The organism is Pseudomonas sp. C8002 (assembly GCF_013385765.1).
Taxonomy (GTDB): Bacteria; Pseudomonadota; Gammaproteobacteria; order Pseudomonadales; family Pseudomonadaceae; genus Aquipseudomonas.
This window is the reverse complement of sequence record NZ_JACAPJ010000012.1, coordinates 409,248-429,205: the sequence shown is the minus strand read 5'-3', so window position 1 is coordinate 429,205 and position 19,958 is coordinate 409,248. Positions and strand designations below refer to the sequence as shown.

Genomic DNA, 19,958 nt, shown 5'->3' with positions numbered 1-19,958 from the left:
AACACCAAATAGCTCAAAGAGCTAAGGCTTAAAGTTAAAGTAATTTATTAAGAGTAAGATTTTTTCGGTATTACGAAGACGCATCTGCTGACGATTCAGCAGGGAGGGATTCTCGCGTTACTACCAGGTTCCTGCCCGAGATTCGGACAGAAGGAAAAAAGGTGGAGAGTCGATCTGTAAGCCGGGTTCTGTCTTGAACAGTCATTCGTCTACGATGGCCATCACTGGACATCTTTAGCAACCTACCCGGTCCCAGCGCGGGCCACGCCTTGGGACCCTATTTGGTCTTGCTCCAAGTGGGGTTTACCTAGCCACGAACTGTTGCCAGTCGTGCGGTGCGCTCTTACCGCACCTTTTCACCCTTACCGGTACCGAAGTACTTAGGCGGTTATTTTCTGTGGCACTTTCCGTAGGCTCACGCCTCCCAGGCATTACCTGGCACTTCGCCCTATGGAGCCCGGACTTTCCTCCCCCCTCTAATTTTCATAGAAGGCAGCGACTGTCCAATCGACTCTCCGCCGCGCAGGTTAACGGCACGGCGGCGTTAGAACAAGTATTAAAAGACACTAATGCCATCATGTTCAGACGGAGTGCAGGTTAGAACCCGGAACTATTCGCCCTTTTGTTTATCCAGCGCCACTTGATACAGGACGTTCTTGCGTACGCCGGTTATTTCCGCGGCCAATGCAGCGGCGCGCTTCAATGGCATCTCCTTGAGCAGCAGGTCAAGAATGCGCATTGCCTCGCTGCCCACGGCATCTTCGCTTTCCGGCGCCGACCAGCCGGCTACCAGCACTACGCACTCGCCGCGCTGCTGATTGCTGTCGCCTTCCACGAATTCGCGCAGTTCCTGCAGCGGCAAGCCCTTGAGGGTTTCGAAGGTCTTGGTGATTTCCCGCGCCAGCAGTGCCAGGCGATCGCCGCCGAACACCAGCTCCATATCTTGCAGGCACTCAAGGATGCGGTGCGGGGCTTCGTAGAAGATCAGCGTGCGTGGCTCTTCCTTTACCAGTTCCAGGCGCGCCCGGCGCCCGACGGCCTTGGCAGGCAGGAAGCCTTCGAAGATAAACCGGTCCGACGGCAAGCCGGCAGCAGACAATGCAGCAATCAGCGCGCACGCTCCCGGAACAGGCACTACATTGATACCAGCCGCCCGCGCCTGGCGAACCAGATGATAGCCAGGGTCGGAAATCAGCGGCGTACCCGCATCCGAGATCAAAGCCACGTCATCACCCGCCAGCAAACGAGTGATAAAACGACTGCCTTCTTCACGTTCGTTGTGTTCGTGACAGGCGGCCAAGGGGGTCGGAATACCGAAATGCTGCATCAACCGCTGGGAGTGCCGAGTGTCTTCAGCCGCGATCAGTTTTACGTCGCGCAACACTTTCAGCGCACGCGCACTGATGTCGTCCAGGTTGCCAATGGGCGTCGCCACGACAAAAAGCGAGCCTGCAGTGGAATTCAAAGGACCTGGAGCAGTCAAAACGCACACCTCGATGGTTGGCAAAAGCCACATTGTAGCGCGTAGACGCCTTGAATATATGCCCTCGGGGCGGGTTCGATTTCAGCCGCCTATTGGGTCCTGCAACATTTACACGACCTAAATAGACGGTTTCACGCCAGTAACATCGCGCCCCGGCCAGTGCTTGGGTACAATTCCACGCTAATTTGATCGGTATCAGGAACACTTACATGATCGCTTGCCTGCGGCTGTTCTCTGCCCTCTGCCTCGCTGCCCTGTTGGCGGCTTGCGCCAGCTCGCCCTCGTCCAGCCTTGGCGACCTCCCCCGGACTCCGGATGCCAGCATCGAGCAACTGCTCGAACAGGCGACTTCGGCCAAGACTCCGGAAAAAGCCGCGCTGTTGCGCTTGAGTGCGGCTGACCTGGCGTTCCACCAAAACAATCCGGGACGCTCGGCGCAGATTCTTGCCCAGGTGCCACTGGACGTCCTGAAACCGGCGGCGCAGGTATTTGCCAGCACTCTGTCGGCTGAACTGGCGATGGCCCGCAACCAGCCCAAGGCAGCGTTGACGGCCTTGAATCACCCGAGCCTGCAAAGCCTCAAGGAACTGCCGCCTGAACAGCAGATCCGCACGGGCACCGTGCATGCCCGTGCCTATGAGGCCGACGGCCAGACCCTGGCCGCCGCCCGCGAGCGCGTTGCCATGGCCCCGCTGCTGACGGGCGATGCCTACAACAGCAACCACGAAGCCATCTGGGCACTGATTGCCGCCTTGCCTGCCGATCAACTGCAAGCCAGCGGCAACCCGACGCTGGACGGCTGGATCAGCCTGGCCCAGGCAGTCAAGGGCGCCGGCACTCTGGAGCAACAGCAGGCGGCCATCGACACCTGGCGCGCCCAGAACCCTGGCCACCCGGCAGCCTCGCAATTGCCGCAGCCGCTGACCAAGCTCAAGGAACTGGCCAGCCAGCCGCTGAACAAGATCGCCCTGCTGCTGCCGCAGGAAGGTCCTCTGGCCGGCGTTGCCAAGGCGCTGCGCGAAGGCTTCATGGCCGCGCACTACCAGGCTGAACAAGCCGGGCAGAAGCCGCCGGTGATCGAGTTCTACGACAGCTCGCGCCTGACCTCCATCGACGACTTCTACGCCAAGGCCCAGGCCGCCGGCGTGCAACTGGTGGTCGGCCCGTTGGAGAAACCGCTGGTCAAGCAACTCAGCGCACGCCCGCAATTGCCGATCACCACCCTGGCCCTGAACTACAGCGAAGCCGACCAGAACCCGGCGCAACTGTTCCAGTTTGGCCTGGCCGCTGAAGACGAAGCCCGTGAAGTGTCCCGTCGTGCTCGCGCCGATGGCCTGCACCGCGCCGCCGCCATGGTGCCGAAAGGCGAATGGGGCGAGCGCGTCTACAAGGCATTCCGTCAGGATTGGGAAGCCAATGGCGGCACCGTGGTGGGCGTCGAGTACGTTGACCAGCCGGTAGCCCTGGCCCAGCAGATTGCCGACCTGTTCCAGCTGCGCAAGAGCGAAGGCCGCGCCAAGAGCCTGCAAAGCACGGTAGGTTCGGATGTTTCCGCCCAGCCATCGCGCCGCCAGGACATCGAGTTCATCTTCCTGGCCGTGACTCCGCAACTGGCCCAGCAGATCAAGCCGACCCTGAACTTCCAATACGCTGGCGACGTGCCGGTGTATGCGACGTCCCACGTGTTCAGCGCCAGTGGCGACAAGAACCAGTACCTGGACATGACCAACGTGATGTTCTGCGAAACCCCTTGGCTGCTGAACACCACCGACCCGCTGCGCAACCAGGTCGCCGCCCAATGGCCACAAGCCAACGGCAGCCTTGGCCGCCTGTACGCGATGGGTGTGGATGCCTACCGCCTGGCGCCGCGCCTGGGGCAGCTCAAGGCACTGCCGGACACTCGTGTCGACGGCCTGTCGGGCAACCTGGGCGTCAGCGCCAGCCAGCGTGTCGACCGCCAGATGCCATGGGCGAAGTTCGTCGGTGGCGAGATCCAGCGCCTGCCTGATACCCCGCGCTGATGCCCGAGCGGTCAAGCGCACAAAGCGGCAAGGACGCCGAACTTCAAGCTCTCGAGTACCTGCAACGACAAGGTCTGCGCCTCCTGGCGCAGAACTGGTTATGCAAACGCGGCGAGCTTGATCTGGTCATGCTTGACGGCGATACAGTAGTATTTGTCGAAGTCCGCTACAGAAAACACGCACAATGGGGTGGCGCGCTCGCCAGTATCGACGGGCGCAAGCGCCAGAAGTTGATACTCGCCGCGCAGTTTTTCCTGCTCAAGGAGCGTCGCTGGGCCGATCATCCCTGCCGTTTCGATGTGGTTGCCATAGAAAGCACTCCCCGGGGAACAGCCGATCTGAACTGGCTGCAAGATGCCTTTGACAGCTGATTCGCCGGACATCTACACCGCACACTTTTGCTCTTTGCTTTGCGGGCTGCACATTCCTGTGCCAAACAGCCGCGCTACTTAAGGTCACACAGATGGACATGCAATCCCGAATTCGCCAGCTTTTCCAGGCCAGTATCGATACCAAGCAACAGGCGATGGACGTACTTGCACCGCACATCGAGCAAGCCAGTCAGGTCATGGTCAACGCCTTGCTCAACGAAGGCAAAATGCTTTCGTGCGGCAACGGCGGTTCGGCCGGCGATGCCCAGCATTTCTCCTCCGAGCTGCTCAACCGCTTCGAGCGTGAGCGCCCGAGCCTGCCGGCCATCGCCCTGACCACCGACACCTCGACGATCACCTCGATCGCCAACGACTACAGCTACAACGAAATCTTCTCCAAACAGATCCGCGCCCTTGGCCAGCCGGGGGACGTACTGCTGGCGATCTCCACCAGCGGTAACTCGGCGAATATTATTCAAGCGATCCAGGCCGCACATGATCGTGAAATGATTGTCGTAGCATTGACCGGACGCGACGGCGGCGGCATGGCCTCGCTGCTGTTGCCCGAAGACGTGGAAATCCGCGTCCCGGCCAATGTCACCGCACGTATCCAGGAAGTCCACCTGCTGGCGATCCACTGCCTGTGCGATCTGATCGACAGCCAACTGTTCGGGAGTGAAGAATGACCGTTAAACGCCTTAGCCTATTGGCAATCACGCTGTGCCTAGGCATCAGCGGCTGCAGCTCGGTAATCGAAGCGAGCCGCGACACGCCCATCCAGGACGATAAAGGCACCCGCACTTTCGGCAGCAAAATCGATGACTCACTGATCGAGACCAAGGTTTCCGTCAACGTGTCCAAGGCCGCTCCAGACCTGGGCAACGGCGCGTCGCGCATCGTGGTCGTCAGCTTCAACGGCGTGGTGCTGCTCACCGGCCAAACCCCGCGCGCCGACTTGAAGGCCCAGGCTGAACAAGCTGCCGCCACTGTGCAGCGGGTCAAGAAGGTTCACAACGAACTGCAGGTGATGGAGCCGATCACCCTGCTGGCTATCAGCAACGACGCCCTGCTGACCACCAAGATCAAGACCCAGATGCTGACCGACAGCGCCATTCCCGGCTCTCGGATCAAGATCGTCACCGACAACGGCATCGTCTACATGATGGGCCTGCTGACCCAGGCAGAAGCCACCCGCGCCGCCAACCTGGTACAAAGTGTGTCCGGCGTACAGAAGATCGTGAAGCTGTTCGAATACATCGACTGATTTACCGTCAGCCACAAAAAAGGGCGCCGTGCATGGATTGCACGGCGCCCTTTTTATTGACTACAGGTTACTGGTACTGCTGGTACGGGTTGCCCTGGAACTGGTTGTTCTGCTGCGGCGCCTGTTGCTGCTGGGCGGCCGGCTGACCGTACTGCTGGCCAGGGATCGGGCCCAGGTTGACCTCCACACGACGGTTCTGGGCACGGCCATTGACATCGGCGTTGCTGGCGATCGGGTTATCCGGGCCGGCACCGCGGGCACTCAGGTTGGTCGGGCTGACACCTTGGGAGGTCAGGTAATTGGCCACGCTCTGCGCACGACGCTGGGACAGGTCCATGTTGAGCTGACGGCTGCCGGTGCTGTCGGTGTAGCCAACGATCTGGATGGTGTTCTGGTTGAACTGCTTCAGCGAGTTCGCCAGGTTGTTCAGCGGCGTGTAGAAGCTGCTGGAGATCGCATCCGAGTTGGTGGCGAAGGTGATGTTACCCGGCATGATCAGCTTGATCTGGTCGCCCTGGCGCTGCACTTCGACACCGGTGTTGGCCATGCTGGCACGCAGTTTCTTTTCCTGCTGGTCGGCGTAGTAACCGTAGCCCGCACCACCGATACCGGCGACGGCAGCGCCGATCAGCGCACCCTTGCCGCGGTTGTTGTGGTCGATGGCTGCACCCGCCAACGCACCAGCCAGGGCGCCCAGGCCACCATACTTGGCGGTGTTGCTCACACCGGAAGAGCCACCACCCTGTGCCTGGCTGCCGTCATAAGGATTAGGTGAAGCGCAGCCCGACAACAGGGCTACGGCAGTAGCAACAACAAGCAGACGACGAGAAGTGAACATGAAGGAAGCTCCTACTTTTGCATTCGGTGATGCAGAGGACATTGGCATTGGACCTGTGCCGAGCTTGGAACACGACAAACGGTAAAAATTCCATCTCCACACAAGCCCGGCCACACTCAAACCCTAGCAGAGACTTCCTGAACGGTGATTGTCATTTTCTCTATATGTTTCGTCTGATATTCGCCACTTGGTATCCGAAAAACTACCCACATTTTTCTTCACGCGCGGACAAACGGATTCTCACGCATTTCATCTCCCAGACGCGTGTCCGGACCGTGCCCTGTCACCACCACCGCCGCCTCATCCAGGGTGTAGAGCCGTTGCTTGATCGAGCGCACGATGGTCGCCTGGTCACCGCCCCACAAATCCGTACGGCCCACGCCCCGCCGAAACAGGGTGTCGCCGGCAATCAGCAACTTCGCATCGGCGAACCAGAAACTCATCGAGCCGGGTGTGTGTCCAGGTGTATGCAAGGCAACCCCGCAACCACAGGCCAGCTCTTCTTCATCCTCCAGCCAACGATCCGGCGACGGCACTGGCGTATAAGGCACGCGGAACATCTGGCACTGCATTTCCAGGTTGTCCCACAGAAACTGGTCTTCCTTGTGCAGGTGCAGGGTAGCGCCGGTTTTTTCCTTCAACTGCCCGGAGGCCAGGAAGTGATCGAGATGGGCGTGGGTGTGAATAATGCTGACCACTTTCAGGCCCAGCGCATCGAGGCGCGCCAGGATCAGCTCATGGTTGCCGCCCGGGTCGACGACGATGGCTTTTTTGGTGACGGGGTCGCCGATGATCGTGCAGTTGCACTGCAACGGGCCTACCGGGAACGTTTCGCGGATCAGCGCGGGAGACTGAATATTCATGGGTATTCCTGCAAATTCAAAGGCACACTCTTTTGTACTGCATTCCGGCGCACAGTATGTTCGACCCTGCACCCGATCCGAAAGCGCTCGCGAGCGCACGGCTGTCAAACCCGGCAACTGCTAAGCTACTCTGGCGCCAGTCATACAACGCGCAACGTATAGCGCATGGAGTGGGACTTATGGCGACCCTCAGCCCATTGATCATCTGCGAACACTGCGATTGCGTGTACGAAAAAGTCGCGCTCGCCAAACATCAGAAGACCCTTTGCACCCGCTGCGCAGGCGTACTCCAGCGTTATAACGGGCTGTCGGTGGAACAACGCCTGGCCCTGACCCTGACCGCCACCGTGCTGTGGATTTTCGCCAACTTCTACCCGCTGATGAGCATCAGCCTGCAAGGCCTGAAAAGCAGCGCCACGTTATGGGATTCGGTGGTCGCACTGGCCCAGGGCCCGATCACCTTCATCGCGCTGGTGGCGGCGATTTCCATCATCATCGCGCCGGTGTTCCAGTTGCTGCTGTTGATCTGGGTGCTGGGCTTTGCGATGAAGGGCCAACGCTCGCCGGCGTTCAAGCTGTGCATGCGCTGGCTCGAAGCGCTTCGGCCCTGGAGCATGCTCGAAGTCTGCCTGCTGGGCGCCATGGTGGCGGTGTTCAAACTCGCCGGCATGCTGGATGTATTGCCCGGCACCGGCCTGTTTGCCCTGGCCGCCCTCAGCCTGTTGCTGATCCGCATTGCCGGGCGTGATATTCGCGACCTGTGGGACATTTTATGAGCCGTCCACCGACCGCCAGCGAGCTGAACCTGTGCCTGTGCCACAGCTGCGGCCAGGCTTGCGACGTCAGCACCGCGCCCGACGAATGCGAGCGTTGCGGCGCGCCGCTGCACCGGCGCAAGGTCCATTCGCTGACCCGTACCTGGGCCTATATGCTGACGGCGCTGGCGTTTTACGTGCCCGCCAACTTACTGCCGGTGATGAACACCTCGATGCTCGGCTCGGGCGCCGACAGCACCATCATGAGCGGCGTGCTGGAGTTCTGGCAGCACGGCGCCTGGGACATCGCCCTGATCATTTTCATCGCCAGCATCGCGGTGCCGGGTATCAAGTTCGTCGCATTGACGTTGCTGCTGGTCACCGTGCAGCGCAATAACCAGTGGGCGCGCAAGGAGCGCTCGAAGCTGTTTCGCTTTGTCGAAGTGATTGGCTACTGGTCGATGCTGGATGTGATCGTGGTGGCCTTGGTGGCCGCCCTGGTGCGGTTCCAGGCCCTGGGCACCATCGAGCCACGCCTGGGCATTCTGTTCTTTGGCCTGGTGGTGGTTTTCACCATGCTCTCGGCAATGAGTTTCGACCCGCGCCTGATCTGGGAAAACCCACACAACGAGGAGATGCCGGATGGCGTCGCAAACCACTGACAAACCGCAGCCTGCGGGCTCGCCTGCGATCAAGACGCGGCGCTTCAGCGTGTCGCTGGTGTGGATCGTGCCGATTGTCGCGGTGCTGGTGGGCATTTCGCTGGTGGTGCACAGCGTCCTTCAGCAAGGGCCGAGCATTACCATTACCTTCAAGACCGGCAGCGGCCTGACCGCCAACAAGACCGACGTGAAATACCGCAACGTGGTGATCGGCCAGGTGACTGACGTGGAGTTGAGCGACGATCAGAAAAGCGTCAACGCCACGATCAAACTGTCCAAACAGGCTGAAAGCTTCACCCGTGAAGACTCGCAGTTCTGGGTGGTGCGCCCACGTATCGGCGCCGGTGGCGTTTCCGGTATCGACACGCTGCTCTCCGGGGATTACATCGGCGCCGATATCGGCCAGTCCGATACCCGCGCCAACCGGTTCACCGGCCTGGAAAACCCGCCGCCCATTACCTATGGCGAACCGGGCAAGCGCTTCACGCTGCACACCCAGGATCTGGGTTCGCTGGATATCGGCTCCCCCGTGTACTACCGCAAGATTCCCGTTGGCCAGGTGGTGGCCTATGCCCTGGACGCTGACGGCAAGGGCGTGAACATCGACGTGTTCGTGCATGCACCCAATGACGCCTACGTCACCGAGAACACCCGGTTCTGGAACGCCAGCGGGATTGATGTGAGTGTCGGCGCCAACGGGTTTGCGCTGAAAACCGAATCCTTGTCGTCCATGCTGGTGGGCGGCATCGCCTTCCTCGCCCCGCCCTACAGCCCAAACGACAAGCCGGCCGACGAAGAACACTCCTACGAACTGTTCGCCGACCAGCAAACCGCGCTGGCCCCGCCCAATGGCAAGGCGCAATACCTGAACCTGCGGTTCGACCAGGCCTTGCGCGGGCTTACGGTGGGTGCGCCAGTGGAGTTCCTGGGTATCGAATTCGGCAAAGTGGTGTCGATCAACCTGGATTTCGACGAGAAAAAACGCAGCTTCCCGGTCAACGTCGGCATCGTGATCTACCCGCAGCGCCTCGGCGAAGCCAACACCAAAATGCTCACGGTCTTGAAGCATGACCCCAACGACGAAGCCGGCGGTGTGCGCCTGATAGGCAGCTTCATCGAACACGGCCTGCGCGCCCAGGCCCGCAGCGGCAACCTGCTCACTGGCCAGCTGTATATCGCCCTGGACTTCTTCCCCAAGGCCGACAAAGTCGTGTTTGACCCGAACCTGCGCCCCGTCAGTATTCCGACCATCCCCGGCAACCTGGAACAATTGCAGGAAAAACTCGAAGGCATCGTCAACAAGATCAACCAGCTGCCGATCGAGCGAATTGCCGGCAACCTCGACGGCAGCCTGGTGGAACTGCGCAAGGGTCTCGGCCAGTTCAACGCCAAGACACTGCCGGGGGTGCAAAACACGCTGGCCGACGTGAGTAAAACCCTGCAATCCGCCAGTTCGACCCTGGCCGAGGATTCGCCGCAACGGGAACAGTTGACCCAGACCCTGGACGAACTGAGCCGCATGTCGCGCTCGCTGCGAGAGCTGTCGGACTACCTGGCACGCCATCCCGAATCGCTGATTCGCGGTCGCCCCGACAACGCCGCGCCCTCCGACCTGCAAGGGCCACCGCGCAAATGACCACAGGAGCAACCACCATGGCTTTGCCGCTGAAGATCACGCTGCTCACCGGGTTGCTGCTGCTGACGGCGTGCCGCAGTGAGCCCATTCAATTTCATACCCTGACGCCGGTGCAGCGCAGCAATGCGTCATTAGCCGCGGGGGGCGAGATCCGGATTGAAAGCATCACGGTCCCGCCACAGGTCGACCGGCCGCAGATTGTCATCCGCCAGGGTGACAGCGGCGTGGCCATTCTCGAGACGCAATGGTGGGCTGCCAGCCTGGTGGATGAGTTGCGCAGCGCGCTGGTGGATCAACTCGCCAGCAGCCGGAAAAACCTGGCGGTGCGCATTGAGGTCCAGCGCTTTGACTCGATCCCCGGGCAGTACGCCCTGCTCGACGTCAAATGGCGGCTTCGCCAGACGGGCACGGACGAACGCACGCCGCTGACGTGTCGCACGGTGGTGCAGTCGCCATCCGGTCCGACCATTGACGACCTGGTGATCGCGCAGCAAAACAACGTCAAGCGGTTTGCCGCGCTGCTCAGCCAGGCCGCCGACAAGTCATCGAGTGAGTGCCCCGCCGTGCGGTAAACATTGATCCAGGGGATCGAGCCATGCGCACATTCTGGAAGTGGTATCAGCAACTGCTGGAGAATGACTTCAGCACCCAGGTCTTCGACAATGTGAAGAACCTGCTGGTATGCGCGCTGTTGTTTGCTGCGGGCACCAACGCACTGGCCGGGAAACATGAGCTGTTCCTCGGCATCCTGGCGTCAAGCGTGGCCGGGTGGGGCTTGATCGTGGTCTCAAGCTTGCTGATGGTGCTGAATGTGAGCGATGGCATCCGCCGGCTCGCCAAGCTGCGTTATCACCTGGTCCTTCAGCTGCTGCTTATCCTGATCTATGTGCTGGTGGCAGCCCGCGTGGTGGAAATCGTCTGGGGCTTTCGATCCCATTGATCCAGGTTTCTACCCCAGCAATCCCATCTCCTGCGCCCGCGCCACCGCCTGTGTGCGCCGCTCCACCCCGAGCTTGCTGTTGATATGGCTGGCGTGGGTTTTCACGGTGTGCAGGGAGATAAACAGCTGATTGCTGATCTCCTGGTTTGAACAACCCTGTGCGATCAGGTGCAGCACCGCCAGTTCACGGGTGCTCAGGGTCTCCAGTGTGTGTGGGGTTTCAACTACTGCAACATCCGGCAAGAGTGCCAGCAGACCCTGGTTCATCAGTCCATGGGGATCCCGAGACAGCTGCTCCCGCGTCCACTCGGGATAGCGTTCCAACAGGCGCTGGAAAGGTTGCATCGCGCCACCGGCAGCCGCTTCAAGCGCGCGGGCAAACACCGGGCGGGCCTGGGCTTCCTGGCCACCGTCCAGCAGTAACAGTGCCTGCTGGGTCAGCGCCATCAGGCTGATCATCTGCCGGCCGCTGTTATGGGCCTGGCGTGCCAGTTCATCGAGCCGTTGCAGTGAAGCCGCCGGCTGATGACGGATGGCGTCGAGTGCCGCCTGTTGCAACTCGATATGTTGCGGCAGGTGCGGGTGGAACTCCGGTGCGGCAGCGGCCTGTTCACCGTTGTAGGTTTGCCCCAGCCGCGTCAGCCAGGCATCGGCCAGGTCGGTGCGCCCCTGAGCCAGCCATAGCTCGCATTTGACCAGGGTGATCATCGCCAGATAGAAAATCGGCGGCACGTCCCAGATATGCATCAAGCGCTCGGCCTCGGCCAATTCGGCAAAGGCCACGGAGAAGTCGCCACGGCGACCTTCGAAGCTGGCGATCACACAGTGGCCGATCAACACGCTGATATCCCGACAGGCTCGCGCCTCCGTCAATCCGGCACGCAGCCGAGCGAGCCCGGCTTCAGGCTGGCAGCGCATCAGCAGCAAATAGCCTTCGTACAACGCCAGGCGCGCGCGCACTGCGTACAGCCGTTGCGGCGCCAGGCCTTGCAAACGTTGCAGGCCCTGGCGCACTTCATCCAGCGACCGCAGGATCTCGCCACGGGCCTGCAGTACACGCGCTCGGTCGTAATGGGCCAGCGCTTCGAACAATGGATTGCCGACCCGCTGCGCCAACTCCAGGGATTCGCGGTTCAGGCCGCGGGCGCGCCACAGGTCGGCGTCGACAATGGCCAGGTTGGACAGGGTCGACAGGCACATCAACCGCTGGCCATAGCGTTTGTGCGGCAGGCTTTCCAGAGCCTCGCTGCAATACGACTGGGTCAGCTCACGATCACCACGGCCCCGGGCAATAATCCCGCTGAGGGCCAGCCATTGCGCCAGCATCGACTTTTGCGCGGTGGCCGACGGGGCCGGTAAAAAACGGCTGAGGTGGCTGGCCAGTTCCTGCGCCGCATCCAGCTGGCAGGCCAGGCCCAACGCCCAGCTGTAGAGCACGATCAGGCGTGGCGTACTCATCAGCAAACTGTCGGGCAAGTCCATTTTCCAGCGCAGCAGCATGCCGACATTCTGCTCCGCCAGCAGTTGCTCTTCGGACAGGTTCTGCACCAGGTTTGCCGCCACATCCAGGTGACCCGCACGCAGCGCCTGCTCCACTGCCTCGTCGATCAAGCCCTGGGCATTGAACCAGCGGCAGGCCCGCAGGTGCAGGCTGGCTGCCGGCAACACGGCATTGCTCGCGCGCCGGGTGCGCAGCAGGTCGGAAAACAGATGGTGATAACGGTACCAATGGCCCTGCTCGTCCAGCGGCACCAGGAATACCTGGTGGGCTTGCAGGTAGCGCAGGATTTCCGTGCTGTCGTGGGCCTCGCGCACGGCGTCGCACAGCTCGCTGCAAAAGCGCTCCTGGGACGCGGTGTCGTAGAGGAACGCCTGGACTTCCGAGGGCAGGCAGTCGATGACTTCTTCGAGCAGGTAATCGCGGATCAGCCCTTCCCCGCCGTGCAAACCCTGGGGCAGCGTACCTTCGCTGCCGGCCTCGGAAGCCGCCAGCAGCCAGAAACGCAGGCCGGCCACCCAGCCTTCGCTGCGCCGGATCAGGTTATCCAGGGCTTCACCACGCAATGAACTGCTGTGGCGATCCAGCAGCGCCAGGGATTCGCCGTGAGTCAGGCGCAGGTCCTGCTCGTGCAGTTCCAGCAAATGCCGGGACAGGCGCAGTCGGGCCAGGTGCCAGTCGGGACGCTGGCGGCTGGTGACCAGCACCAGCAGGCCGTCGGGCAGGTGATTGAGGAAAAATTGCAGGCAGCGGTCGAGTACCGGGCCCTGGGCCAGATGGTAGTCATCCAGCACCAGCAACAGCGGCGCCTGGGTCGACAGGTGCACCGTCAGTTCATCCAGCAGGCCGTCGAGCCATTCTTCAAAGGCGAAGGGTTGGTGACGCTGGCGCATTTTCAGCAGGCCCAGGGATTGGGCGCCCAACTGCGGGAAGTATTGCTGCAAGCCGTCGAGCAGGCGTTCAAGGAAACGTCCCGGGTCATTATCGCGAGGACTGAGCCCCAGCCACAGGCTTTGCCAGTGGGCCGGCAGGCTCTGGCAGAACTCCACCGCCAGCGAACTCTTGCCGAACCCGGCCGGGGCGCTGACCAGCAACAGACGCCCGGCCAGCCCTTCGCTCAGCCGTTCGCACAGGCGCGGTCGCAACACATAGCCGTCAGGCAGTGGGGGTCGATAGAAGCGCCCTTCCAGGGTCGGAATCACCGCGCTGGCAGGCCCTTGAATTCGGGACAGATCAGTCATCGCCGGGCTCTTGTAGAAGGCTGTTGTCGGCATTGCAGATGTCCGCAGACTAGCGGTAAAAGCGGCAGCTTTGTAGATCTTTGCAACATTTGTCTGAAAAAGACTACAACAAAAAATATCCGGACTTCTTCTGTAACGACCGACACTCTGTGGCGAGGGAGCTTGCTCCCGCTGGAGTGCGCAGCGCTCCCGTTTTTGGGGCTGCTACGCATCCCTGCGGGAGCAAGCTTCCTCGCCACAGTGGTCGCGCAAAAAAAAGCCCCGAACCAGTCGGGGCTTCTTCGAGGATGCGGCCTCGTTTACAGCAAGTTAGCGAACACCATCCTGGCGCAGGGCCGCCGGGGTGAAGTCGCTGGTGGTGGCGGTGAAACCGAAGTCATAGGCCTGTTTCTCTTCGTTCTTCATGCCCAGTGCCAGGTAGCGGCCGGACTGCAGGTCGTAGAGGGTTTCGAGGGCGTACCACGGCACTTGCTTGTCGTAGTAGTTCTCGGCATGGGCTTCCGCCACGCGCCACAGTTGGCCACGACCGTCGTAGTGGTCGATGACCGCGGCTTGCCAGGTGTCTTCGTCGATGAAGAAGTCACGCTTGGCGTAAATGTGGCGCTGGCCTTCCTTCAGGGTTGCAACCACATGCCACACACGACGCAGCTCGTAGCGCGCCAGGTCCTGATTGATGTGGCCGGCCTTGATGATGTCGACATACTTGAGCTTCGGATCGTCGAGTTTGTAGCTGTTTTCGGCGATGTAGAGCTCTTTCTTGCCTTCCAGTTTCCAGTCGTAACGGTCCGGTGCACCGTTGAACATGTCGAGGTTATCGGAGGTACGCAGGCCGTCGGCGGCGGTACCCGGGCCGTCATACGATACTTGCGGCGCCCGGCGCACGCGACGCTGGCCGGCGTTGTAGACCCACGCCGAACGCGGCTCTTTCACCTGGTCGAGGGTTTCGTGCACCAGCAGCACACCACCGGCCAGACGTGCCGGCGCAGTCACTTGCTGCTTGAAGTAGAACAGGATGTTGCCCGGGTTTTTCGGGTCGTAGTCCTTCATCTTGTCGCGGAACACGAACTGATCACGGAAATACACCAGGCTGAAGGAGCCGTTGGTTTGCGGCGTGGCCTGGGTCACCAGGCGGGTCACGCTGCCGCCGCGATAGCGGGTGATGTGGTTCCAGATCACTTCAACGCCGCTTTTCGGAATCGGGAACGGTACGGCGGTTTCAAAGTTTTCCAGGCCGTTGCCGCCGGACACCAGGTTGGTGCTGGTGGCGTTTTTCTTGATGGCGGCGAACACATCAGCTGGCACCGTGGCGCCGCGATGGGTCGGGTAGACCGGCATCTTGAAGGTGTCGGGGTAGCGCTTGAACATCGCGTACTGCCCCGGCGCCAGCTTGTCCTTGTACTGCTCGACGTTCTGCGCGGTGATGGTGAATTGCGGTTGTTCGTTGGCGTATGGGTTGGCCAGGAAGCCACGGGCATCCACGGCACCGGCGTTGGTGGGCAGCGGCGACCATTTAGGGATGGTGCCGGCCGCGTTACCGGCCATTTCGGCGCCCATCGGGGTCAGGGTCGTGCCGAGCTTGGCGGCTTCATCCGCCGAGACCGCCGCCATGACGCTACCCGCCATGATCGACAGCCCCAGCACACCCACCTGCAACAGATTTTTAGTTATTTTCATGTTCTGGTTCTTCCTTAAAACATACTGCTTAAAGAGAGTGTGCTTAGAAGTTCACGCCAGCGCTCAAGGCGATAAAGTCACGGTCATCCACCGTGGTGAATTTGCCGCCAAAGAAGTTGGTGTAGTTGAGGCTGACGGTGTAGGTGTTCTGGTACTCGGCATCGACACCCAGGCTGACGGCCTTGCGCCCCTCTTCAAAGTTGCCGCCAGGACCTGGCGAGTAGCCTTTGACGTCATGGGACCACGCCACGTTGGGCTTGAGGTTTACACCGGCGAAGACGTCCGGGTACTCCCAGATGGCACGAGCGCGATAGCCCCAGGAGGTGGCCGTGGTGTAGCCGTCGTTGTTGCAGTTGGTGTTCAGGCCAGCGGCGTTCGGCAGGCCGGCGCCGTTGGCCGTCGAGTTGTTAAGGGCGTTACAGAACCCGCCTGGCAGCGTGCCAGGACCGAAGACCGGATCTCGGCCATAACGTGCGTCGGATTTGCTTTCCAGGCCACCGACGTGGGTCACGCCAATTTCACCGACCGTGGTCAAACGACTGGCGCCCATGACCTGATCAAAGAAGTGCGTAAAGGTGGTCTGGAACTGCGTCACTTCCTTGCGATTGTAGCCATGCAGATCCTGGCCTGGCGTGCCCTTCAGCACCGAGGCATTCCCGTAGCCCGGAATCGGCGTGACACCCGCATAAAGAATGTCGGTGGTGCTTAACTGTACTGGCGCATTTGGCCGATAGCTCAACTCACCGCTCCAGGCAGTACCGGTAGGCAGCGTGGTGGAGAAGCTCAAGCCGTAAAGACGAATGTCTTCAGGGTATTCGATGAAGTAATTGGAACTGCCCGCAACAATCAGCGGCCGCAGTGCTCCCAAAGGCCCCAGAGGCCGCGTGTAGGCCGAAGCTGGAGCGCCTTGGGCGCTGAAGATCGGCGCACGGCTGTGGTAGTTCATGAAGTAGGCGCCGAACTCGGTATCCAGCGGCTCGAAGTTGTAGTGCATGGCCACGCCGAACTGGCCGCTGTCGCGGGCGTCACGGTCCGGACCACGGCGCACCAGCACGCCTTCTTCGTTCACGTCCACGCCCAGGGCGCCAAGGGTAGGCAGTGCAGCGCCAGGAATGGTGGAGCGCTTGTTCAACACCCGCAGGTTGTTGTTACAACCATCGGAAACCACATCCGGCTGCGAGAAGAACGTCCCGCAGTTGTCGGTCACCGTCTGGTCCCACTCCAACTGATAGAACGCTTCTGCCGACAAGTTATCGGTCAGCGTCTGCGACACATAGAACATGTTGACCGGGATCAGGCCTTCCTTGATCTCGGCCCCGGGACGACGGAATGCGGACACGTCGATCGGGTTGATGGAGTTGATACCGCCACCAATAAAGGTACTTTCACCCCAACTCACCACCTGCTTGCCGAACCGCACGTTACCTGGCAGATCGGCAATGGTGTAGTTGTGATAGATGAAGGCATCGAGAATCTGCCCGCCAGAAGACTTGGCGCCCTCTTTGCGGTTGTTGTTGCTGACATTCTTGAAGTCCAGGTCTTCGTTTTGCAGCGCGAAGTCATACCAGTACTTGCCCCGGACAAACACGCCGGTGTCGCCGTATTTCAACTCAAGGTCATGAATGCCTTTGAAGATCTTCGAGAAGGAATCACCTTTGTCGAAGTTCAGGTGACCGTCATCCGAGGTTTGCGACAACCCCCTGCCACCGTTGTTGGCACCGATCAGGTCTTTATTGCGACCCGCCGTCGACCAACTGGCCCCGACCGACAGGGACGAGTCAAAGCTGCCTTCGATTTCACCGATGTTGAAACTGACGCCGAATGCAGGCCCGGCGAGCGTAGAGGCGAGGCTGACGGCCAAAGGCAGTTTTGCCCGGCGCCAGAACTGGTGTGCTGAGATCATCGACGCTACTCCATGTGCATTATTGTTATGGCAGTGAGTCGTTTCCAAGGGCTTGTAACGGCCGGAATACAACGATTCCAATGCCGGGCGAACACATGAACCCGCCGGGCTCACAGCACCGCACCTTGAAAAACTCTGGGATGAACTATAGCCAGCAGGGGGTACCGCTTGATCCCTCTAAAGTGTGATTTGCATCACCAACCCGTCTGCCACAGTCCTTTTCGCCATGCTGACGAAGGTCAGCGACGGAAGGATGGCTGAAAATTGGCAAATCACAAGTGAAGGCTTGGACTAGAGCGCTGCCGTGCCCGCGAGGGCACGGCAAGCAGCGTCAGAGGGTGGAGAGGAAGGTGCTGTTGTTGGCCTGCCATTCAATGATGTCGATACGGATACGTTTTTTGTCGAGCTTGCCGACACTGGTCTTGGGAATTTCCGTAACAACGGCGATCTGGCTTGGAATCGCCCACTTGCTCAGGTGGCCCAATTCCACGAATGGCTTGAGATGTTCCTTGAGCTCCTTGGCCCCTATCACATGGCCATCACGCACCACCAGCAACGCAAACGGGCGCTCACCCCACTGCGGGTCGGCAATCCCCACCACCGCTACTTCGCGTACCGCCGGGTGGCGGCTGACCAGGTCCTCAAGGGCCAGCGAGGAGATCCACTCGCCGCCGGTCTTGATCACGTCCTTGATGCGGTCGCGAATATCGATCACGCCGAAGGCATCGAGGGTGGCCACATCGCCGGTGTGCATCCAGCCGCCGGCCCACAGCTCGGCGCCCTTCTGCGGCTCGTTGAAATAGCCCTCGCTGAGCCATGGCGCGCGCAGCACCAGCTCGCCCTGGGATTCACCGTCGGCGGGCAGGAAGTTGCCCTCACCATCGATGATCGCCGCTTCCACCAATGGGCCGGGCACGCCGGCCTTGATGCGGTAGGTGGTGCGTTCGTCTTCGGTGCCGGCCATCAGTTCTTCATTGAGATGGGCGCAGGACACCAGCGGCCCGGTCTCGGACATGCCGTACGCCGCTGTCAGTTGGATCCCGCGGGCCTTGGAGGCTTCATACAGTGAGCGATTGAGGGCGCTGCCACCGATGACGATTTTCCAGCCGCCGAAATCCACGCCCTGCCCGGCTTTGGCGTTGAGCACCATTTGCAGGATGGTCGGCACACAATGGGAGAACGTGACCTTCTCCTTGCGCCACAGCTCCACCAGGTATTCGGGGTCGTAGCGGCCTGGATAAACCTGCTTCAGGCCGAGCATGGTCGCCACATACGGCAGGCCCCAGGCGTGCACGTGGAACATCGGAGTGATCGGCATGTAGACGTCGTTGGTGCCCAACAGCCGCACGCTGTCGACGCTGCCCATGATGGTCGCCACGCCCATGGTGTGCAGCACCAGTTGGCGGTGGGTGAAGTACACGCCCTTGGGATTGCCCGTGGTGCCGGTGGTGTAGAAGGTGGTGGCGACGGAGTTTTCGTCGAAATCCTCGAAGTCGTAGCGGGGGCTCGCCGCCGCCAGCAACGTTTCGTACTCACCCACGAGGTTGGGCAGCTCGGCGGTTTTGTCCGCGCCATCGGTGAGCAGCAGGGTTTTGTCGACGGTGGTGAGGTGGCCGGCGATGGCCTGGTAGAGCCCCACGAACTCGCTGTTGACCAGCACAAAGCGGTCCTCGGCGTGGTTCATGGTGTACAGAATCTGTTCCGGGGACAGGCGCACGTTGATGGTGTGGATTACCGCACCAATCATCGGAATGGCAAACATGCATTCCAGGTAGCGGTGGCTGTCCCAGTCCATCACGGCCACGGTGTCACCGGCCTTGACCCCGGCCTCGGTCAGCACATTGGCCAGGCGGGCGACACGCTCGATCAGGGTGGGATAGGTGTAGCGCAACTGGTCGCGGTAGACGATTTCCCGGGTCTTCTCGTAGCGTGTCCCGGACATCAACAGGCGTTTGATCAACAGCGGGTATTGGTAGGCGCCTTCGGCGGGCGGGATAACACGAGTCTGCAACATACGAATCCCTTATCTGACTGCACGGTCTTGGCTGAAACATCTGCACTTTAGAGCGCTTATGTTTCAGCCAAATCAGCCAAAGGAATGATTTGCAGAACCCAATGAATGCTAGCTTTGAGCCAGCATCCGGCTTATTTCATGCTGGTAAAGGCCAGCTTCACACCGATGGCAATCAGCACCGCGCCCATGGTGCGGTCGAACCAGTGGCCCATGCGTGCAAAACCGGCGCGTACGCGTTGCTGGCTGAACAGCATGGCCACCAGGCAAAACCAGATCGCGGTCGCCACGGCCAGGTACACGCCGTAACCGGCCTGGACCGCCAACGGCGTGTGGGGATTGATCACCACGGTGAACAGCGACAGGAAGAACAGCGTGGCCTTGGGGTTCAAGCCATTGGTGACAAACCCTGAGGTAAACGCACCACGGGCGGTGCGCTCGCCCGCTTCCAGGTGCAGGTCTTCTTCACTGGCAGGCTTGGCTGGCTGGGCGCGCAGGGCCTTGAAGCCGATGTACAGCAGGTAAGCCGCCGCCGCCCATTTCAGCGCATTGAACAGCACGATGGACTGGGACACGATCAAGCCGATGCCCAGCAGCGAATACCCCACGTGCAGGAAAATCGCCGAACCGACGCCCAATGCCGTCCAGGTGCCGGCGCGCCGGCCATGGGTCACGCTTTCACGTACCACCACGGCGAAATCCGGGCCAGGGCTGGCCACCGCCAACAGGTGAATCAGTGCCACGGTCAAGAACTCGGTGAGGTACATGCACACTCCAGGAAGTAACTGATTATTTCAT

At 60.8% G+C, this 19,958-nt stretch carries 17 protein-coding genes and 1 other RNA gene; 9 read left to right on the top strand and 9 right to left on the bottom strand.

The window, feature by feature from the left end; translation table 11 throughout:
• Positions 1-161: 161 nt before the first annotated feature.
• Positions 162-515, bottom strand: an RNA gene (gene rnpB, locus HX814_RS19790) — RNase P RNA component class A.
• Positions 516-610: 95 nt separating this feature from the next.
• Positions 611-1,516 (bottom strand): 16S rRNA (cytidine(1402)-2'-O)-methyltransferase, encoded by a 906-nt coding sequence (gene rsmI / locus HX814_RS19785; RefSeq protein WP_161635740.1) that lies wholly within the window; start codon positions 1,514-1,516, stop codon positions 611-613.
• Positions 1,517-1,692: 176 nt separating this feature from the next.
• Here rsmI and HX814_RS19780 point away from each other — a divergent pair, with 176 nt between their 5' ends.
• From HX814_RS19780 to HX814_RS19765, 4 genes are all read left to right on the top strand, one after another.
• Positions 1,693-3,504, top strand: a complete 1,812-nt coding sequence (locus HX814_RS19780; protein WP_008434234.1) for a penicillin-binding protein activator — start codon at positions 1,693-1,695, stop codon at positions 3,502-3,504.
• Positions 3,504-3,875, top strand: coding sequence for a YraN family protein (locus tag HX814_RS19775; protein WP_003216193.1), 372 nt, complete (start codon positions 3,504-3,506; stop codon positions 3,873-3,875). Before HX814_RS19780 ends, HX814_RS19775 begins: the two co-directional genes overlap by 1 nt.
• Before the next feature lie 92 nt (positions 3,876-3,967).
• Entirely contained in the window at positions 3,968-4,561 is a 594-nt protein-coding gene (locus HX814_RS19770) for a phosphoheptose isomerase (protein WP_003216190.1), read from the top strand.
• A complete protein-coding gene (locus HX814_RS19765; RefSeq protein WP_087692852.1) occupies positions 4,558-5,139 on the top strand; it encodes a BON domain-containing protein in 582 nt (193 codons plus the stop codon). The genes HX814_RS19770 and HX814_RS19765 overlap by 4 nt, the downstream gene beginning before the upstream one ends.
• Positions 5,140-5,206: 67 nt before the next feature.
• Here HX814_RS19765 and HX814_RS19760 read toward each other — a convergent pair whose 3' ends face one another.
• Both HX814_RS19760 and HX814_RS19755 read right to left on the bottom strand, forming a co-directional pair.
• The gene (locus HX814_RS19760) at positions 5,207-5,977 is read right to left on the bottom strand and encodes an OmpA family protein (protein ID WP_032899265.1); all 771 of its coding nucleotides are present in this window, start codon (positions 5,975-5,977) and stop codon (positions 5,207-5,209) included.
• Positions 5,978-6,195: 218 nt separating this feature from the next.
• Positions 6,196-6,840: an MBL fold metallo-hydrolase gene (locus HX814_RS19755; RefSeq protein WP_003216184.1), complete on the bottom strand. Its 645-nt coding sequence runs from the start codon at positions 6,838-6,840 to the stop codon at positions 6,196-6,198.
• A 179-nt stretch (positions 6,841-7,019) separates the two neighbouring features.
• On the opposite strand from HX814_RS19755, the gene HX814_RS19750 reads away from it, so the two are divergent.
• The 5 genes from HX814_RS19750 to HX814_RS19730 are packed head-to-tail and all read left to right on the top strand — an operon-like array spanning position 7,020 to position 10,833.
• Positions 7,020-7,616 carry a paraquat-inducible protein A gene (locus HX814_RS19750; protein ID WP_177008737.1) on the top strand — a complete coding sequence of 199 codons (597 nt, stop codon included), beginning with the start codon at positions 7,020-7,022 and terminating at the stop codon, positions 7,614-7,616.
• Positions 7,613-8,257, top strand: a complete 645-nt coding sequence (locus HX814_RS19745; protein ID WP_003216181.1) for a paraquat-inducible protein A — start codon at positions 7,613-7,615, stop codon at positions 8,255-8,257. Before HX814_RS19750 ends, HX814_RS19745 begins: the two co-directional genes overlap by 4 nt.
• The gene (locus HX814_RS19740) at positions 8,238-9,893 is read left to right on the top strand and encodes an intermembrane transport protein PqiB (protein ID WP_177008736.1); all 1,656 of its coding nucleotides are present in this window, start codon (positions 8,238-8,240) and stop codon (positions 9,891-9,893) included. The genes HX814_RS19745 and HX814_RS19740 overlap by 20 nt, the downstream gene beginning before the upstream one ends.
• A gap of 17 nt (positions 9,894-9,910) precedes the next feature.
• The gene (locus HX814_RS19735) at positions 9,911-10,465 is read left to right on the top strand and encodes a membrane integrity-associated transporter subunit PqiC (protein ID WP_008434246.1); all 555 of its coding nucleotides are present in this window, start codon (positions 9,911-9,913) and stop codon (positions 10,463-10,465) included.
• Positions 10,466-10,488: 23 nt separating this feature from the next.
• Positions 10,489-10,833, top strand: a complete 345-nt coding sequence (locus tag HX814_RS19730; RefSeq protein WP_003216175.1) for a hypothetical protein — start codon at positions 10,489-10,491, stop codon at positions 10,831-10,833.
• A 9-nt stretch (positions 10,834-10,842) separates the two neighbouring features.
• Here HX814_RS19730 and HX814_RS19725 read toward each other — a convergent pair whose 3' ends face one another.
• From HX814_RS19725 to HX814_RS19705, 5 genes are all read right to left on the bottom strand, one after another.
• Positions 10,843-13,572 (bottom strand): LuxR C-terminal-related transcriptional regulator, encoded by a 2,730-nt coding sequence (locus tag HX814_RS19725; protein WP_102369891.1) that lies wholly within the window; start codon positions 13,570-13,572, stop codon positions 10,843-10,845.
• A gap of 309 nt (positions 13,573-13,881) precedes the next feature.
• Complete coding sequence (locus tag HX814_RS19720; RefSeq protein WP_003216172.1) at positions 13,882-15,246, bottom strand: DUF1329 domain-containing protein; 1,365 nt, start codon at positions 15,244-15,246, stop codon at positions 13,882-13,884.
• A 43-nt stretch (positions 15,247-15,289) separates the two neighbouring features.
• Positions 15,290-17,149 (bottom strand): DUF1302 domain-containing protein, encoded by a 1,860-nt coding sequence (locus HX814_RS19715; protein ID WP_102604709.1) that lies wholly within the window; start codon positions 17,147-17,149, stop codon positions 15,290-15,292.
• A 331-nt stretch (positions 17,150-17,480) separates the two neighbouring features.
• Positions 17,481-19,163, bottom strand: coding sequence for a fatty acid--CoA ligase (locus HX814_RS19710; protein ID WP_134327311.1), 1,683 nt, complete (start codon positions 19,161-19,163; stop codon positions 17,481-17,483).
• 131 nt (positions 19,164-19,294) lie between these two features.
• Positions 19,295-19,927, bottom strand: a complete 633-nt coding sequence (locus HX814_RS19705) for a LysE family translocator (protein WP_003216169.1) — start codon at positions 19,925-19,927, stop codon at positions 19,295-19,297.
• Positions 19,928-19,958: the final 31 nt, after the last annotated feature.

What these genes read in the sequence shown, in the direction of transcription:
- HX814_RS19710 (WP_134327311.1), bottom strand. Translation starts at nt 19,163, where the DNA reads ATGTTGCAGACTCGTGTTATCCCGCCCGCCGAAGGCGCCTACCAATAC.
- HX814_RS19720 (WP_003216172.1), bottom strand. Translation starts at nt 15,246, where the DNA reads ATGAAAATAACTAAAAATCTGTTGCAGGTGGGTGTGCTGGGGCTGTCG.
- HX814_RS19730 (WP_003216175.1), top strand. Translation starts at nt 10,489, where the DNA reads ATGCGCACATTCTGGAAGTGGTATCAGCAACTGCTGGAGAATGACTTC.
- HX814_RS19725 (WP_102369891.1), bottom strand. Translation starts at nt 13,572, where the DNA reads ATGACTGATCTGTCCCGAATTCAAGGGCCTGCCAGCGCGGTGATTCCG.
- HX814_RS19705 (WP_003216169.1), bottom strand. Translation starts at nt 19,927, where the DNA reads ATGTACCTCACCGAGTTCTTGACCGTGGCACTGATTCACCTGTTGGCG.
- HX814_RS19745 (WP_003216181.1), top strand. Translation starts at nt 7,613, where the DNA reads ATGAGCCGTCCACCGACCGCCAGCGAGCTGAACCTGTGCCTGTGCCAC.
- HX814_RS19750 (WP_177008737.1), top strand. Translation starts at nt 7,020, where the DNA reads ATGGCGACCCTCAGCCCATTGATCATCTGCGAACACTGCGATTGCGTG.
- HX814_RS19740 (WP_177008736.1), top strand. Translation starts at nt 8,238, where the DNA reads ATGGCGTCGCAAACCACTGACAAACCGCAGCCTGCGGGCTCGCCTGCG.
- HX814_RS19755 (WP_003216184.1), bottom strand. Translation starts at nt 6,840, where the DNA reads ATGAATATTCAGTCTCCCGCGCTGATCCGCGAAACGTTCCCGGTAGGC.
- HX814_RS19735 (WP_008434246.1), top strand. Translation starts at nt 9,911, where the DNA reads ATGGCTTTGCCGCTGAAGATCACGCTGCTCACCGGGTTGCTGCTGCTG.
- HX814_RS19715 (WP_102604709.1), bottom strand. Translation starts at nt 17,149, where the DNA reads ATGATCTCAGCACACCAGTTCTGGCGCCGGGCAAAACTGCCTTTGGCC.
- HX814_RS19765 (WP_087692852.1), top strand. Translation starts at nt 4,558, where the DNA reads ATGACCGTTAAACGCCTTAGCCTATTGGCAATCACGCTGTGCCTAGGC.
- HX814_RS19780 (WP_008434234.1), top strand. Translation starts at nt 1,693, where the DNA reads ATGATCGCTTGCCTGCGGCTGTTCTCTGCCCTCTGCCTCGCTGCCCTG.
- HX814_RS19775 (WP_003216193.1), top strand. Translation starts at nt 3,504, where the DNA reads ATGCCCGAGCGGTCAAGCGCACAAAGCGGCAAGGACGCCGAACTTCAA.
- rsmI (WP_161635740.1), bottom strand. Translation starts at nt 1,516, where the DNA reads ATGTGGCTTTTGCCAACCATCGAGGTGTGCGTTTTGACTGCTCCAGGT.
- HX814_RS19760 (WP_032899265.1), bottom strand. Translation starts at nt 5,977, where the DNA reads ATGTTCACTTCTCGTCGTCTGCTTGTTGTTGCTACTGCCGTAGCCCTG.
- HX814_RS19770 (WP_003216190.1), top strand. Translation starts at nt 3,968, where the DNA reads ATGGACATGCAATCCCGAATTCGCCAGCTTTTCCAGGCCAGTATCGAT.